The 2,661-nt window shown below is 69.3% G+C and carries 4 protein-coding genes; all 4 read right to left on the bottom strand.

The window, feature by feature from the left end; all coding sequences use genetic code 11:
• Positions 1-572, bottom strand: a 572-nt coding sequence (locus tag RT051_RS14570) for a response regulator (RefSeq protein WP_313077851.1), incomplete at its 3' end; no start/stop codon positions are given.
• Positions 573-627: 55 nt separating this feature from the next.
• Positions 628-1,353: a chemoreceptor glutamine deamidase CheD gene (gene cheD, locus RT051_RS14575; protein WP_313077853.1), complete on the bottom strand. Its 726-nt coding sequence runs from the start codon at positions 1,351-1,353 to the stop codon at positions 628-630.
• A 40-nt stretch (positions 1,354-1,393) separates the two neighbouring features.
• Positions 1,394-2,320 carry a CheR family methyltransferase gene (locus RT051_RS14580; RefSeq protein WP_313077856.1) on the bottom strand — a complete coding sequence of 309 codons (927 nt, stop codon included), beginning with the start codon at positions 2,318-2,320 and terminating at the stop codon, positions 1,394-1,396.
• A 16-nt stretch (positions 2,321-2,336) separates the two neighbouring features.
• Positions 2,337-2,661: chemotaxis protein CheW (locus RT051_RS14585; RefSeq protein WP_313077858.1), on the bottom strand; the 325-nt coding region annotated here is incomplete at its 5' end.

Consider the following 2,661-nt stretch of genomic DNA (forward strand, 5'->3'; position numbering starts at 1 on the left):
ATGGCCTCGGTGCCGCCGGTGGAGGCGCCGATGCAAATGATCTTCTCGGTGGACACGCGCCCGAGCAGCGGCGCGCTGGGCGCGGCAGCGGGGGCCGGAGCCGCGCCGGCGGCCTGAGGCGCCCCGGCCGGCCTGGCCGCGGGCGGCGGCGCGGCGCGGCGCACCTGGGCCACGGCAGCCACGCGGATCTTGTCCACGATCTGCGTGGCCAGCTCATTGAGGCCACTGGCCACGCCGATGCGCGGCTTGGCGACGAAGTCCACCGCGCCCAGCTCCAGCGCGCGCATGGTCACCTCGGCGCCGCGCTCGGTGAGCGTGGAGATCATGACCACCGGCATGGGCCGCAGGCGCATCAGCCGGCCGAGAAAATCGATGCCGTCCATGCGCGGCATCTCCACGTCCAGCGTGATCACGTCCGGGTTCAGCTCGCGGATCATCTCGCGCGCGATCAGGGGGTCGTTGGCCGTGCCGATGCACTCCATGTCGCTCTGGCGGTTGATGATCTCGGCCAGCAGGCTGCGCACCAGGGCCGAGTCGTCCACCACGATCACACGTATCTTGCCGCTCCTCATTTTGTAGTCTCTTCCCTAGACGGGGCGCGGGCTCGCGCCGGTTTTCCTTCAGGTTTCAGAACAGATCGACCGAGCCGCCGCTGGTGGCGCGCGCCACGCTGGCGGCATTGCCGCGCACCACTTCCTCGGCCAGCGTCTCGGGATGGGCGTGCGCCAGCCGCTTGACCATGGCCTTGCCGGTGACCGGGAAGAACACCACCTTGCGCGGGTGGATGTCCAGCACGTCCTCGGAGACGATGGGGATGCGCTCGGTGGCCAGGTAGCTCTGCACGAAGCGGGTGTTGCGCTCGCCCACGTTGAGCGTGGTGAAGTTGTGCATGACCTGGCCGCCGCCGAAGATCTTGGCCTGCAGCGTCTCGCGCCGCGCGCCCAGCTTGAGCATCTCGTTGATGAGCAGCTCCATGGCGTAGGAGCCGTAGCGCCCCGAGGTGTCGGAGCTGTCGCCGTCGGGCAGCATGAAGTGGTTCATGCCGCCCACCAGGGCGCGGCTGTCCCACAGGCAGGCGGCAATGCACGAGCCCAGCACGGTGACGATGGTCATGCGCTCGCGGGCGACGAAATATTCGCCCGGCAGGACCTTGACGGCGTTGTGCTGGAAGTGGTGGTCGTAGAAGAAGAACGAGGCCTCGCCGGGCCGGCGCGGCCGCGCCTTGAGCTCGGCCAGCGTCACCTCGGGCGTCGGCCCGGCCGCCCCTCCCGCCTGGGGCAGGGCGCGCGGCACGTGCCGGCGCTCATGGGGCGCCGGTACGGTAGAAGGCAGATCGGCTCGGTTGAAGCTCATGGTGCAGGGTCTTGCAGGGCGTGGGGCACGGCCGCCTTATTCAGACGCGCTCATAGACCGTCTTGCCGCGCAGCGTGAACAGGTCGCGCGAGTCACTGAAGTTCTCCGCGTGCCCGACGAACAGCATGCCGCCCGGCTTGAGCACGCGGTGGATGCGCTCGAGCACGCGCCGCTGGGTGGGGGCGTCGAAATAAATCATCACGTTGCGGCAAAACACCACGTCGAAGGCCTCGCGGAAGGGCCAGTCGTCGCGGATCAGGTTGACGCTCAGGAATTCGACGGGCCGGCGCAGCTCCGGCTTGACGCGCGCCAGGCCCGCGTTGGCGCCCTTGCCGCGCAGAAAGAAGCGCTGCAGCCGCTCCTGGCTCAGGCCCTTCAAGTTCTCCTGGCGATAGACGCCCTGGGAGGCGGTGGCCAGCACGCGCGAATCGATGTCGCTGGCCATGAGCTTGAAGGAGGCATTGGCGCCCAGCGATTCGAGCGCCGTCATGACGATGGAGTACGGCTCCTCGCCCGTGGACGCGGCGCTGCACCACACGCTCCAGGGCCCGCCCGGGCGGCTGCGCAGCAGCGAGGCCAGCACCTCGAAATGGTGCTGCTCGCGAAAGAAGGCCGTGAGGTTGGTGGTCAGCGCGTTGATGAACTCCTGCCACTCCGGGCCGTCGTGGCTCTCCAGCCAGGCCAGGTAGTCCTGGAAACTGCCGTGCCCCGTCTCGCGCAGGCGGCGCGACAGGCGGCTGTAGACCATGGCGTGCTTGCCGTCGTGCAGGCTGATGCCCGCGCGCTGGTGGATGAGCGACTGCACCCGCACGAAGTCGGCGTTCGTCCAGGCGAATTCCCGGCTCTCGTCCACCTCGGTGGCGGGCAGCGCCGCGGCGCGCGCATGCGGCACGGCTGCGACGGCGTGGGGGGCGGTGCCGAAGGCGGGGCGCGCAGGGCGCAGGGTGCGGACGGTGGGGTCATTCATGTCGCTGCCGGCACCCTCAGTCGCCGAGGGCTACCAGGCCCATGTCCACGCCGGACATGAGCTTTTCGATGTCCAGCAGGATCAGCATGCGTTCGCCCACCGAGCCCAGGCCGCGGATGCAGGCCGCGTCGATGGCGCTGTCCACGTCCGGCGCCGGGCGCATCTGCTCGGGCGACAGCTCCAGCACGTCGCTGACCGAGTCCACCACAATGCCGACCACGCGCTCGCGCAGGTTCAGGATGATGACCACGGTGAAACTGTCGTAGTCGGCCCGGGCGCAGTCGAAGCGCAGCCGCATGTCCACGATGGGCACGATGGTGCCGCGCAGGTTGGTCACGCCC

Source organism: Melaminivora sp. (assembly GCF_032059615.1).
Taxonomy (GTDB): domain Bacteria; phylum Pseudomonadota; class Gammaproteobacteria; order Burkholderiales; family Burkholderiaceae_C; genus Melaminivora.

Excerpts from the sequence above, each read along its gene's own strand:
- cheD (WP_313077853.1), bottom strand. The coding sequence starts at position 1,353 with ATGAGCTTCAACCGAGCCGATCTGCCTTCTACCGTACCGGCGCCCCAT.
- RT051_RS14580 (WP_313077856.1), bottom strand. The coding sequence starts at position 2,320 with ATGAATGACCCCACCGTCCGCACCCTGCGCCCTGCGCGCCCCGCCTTC.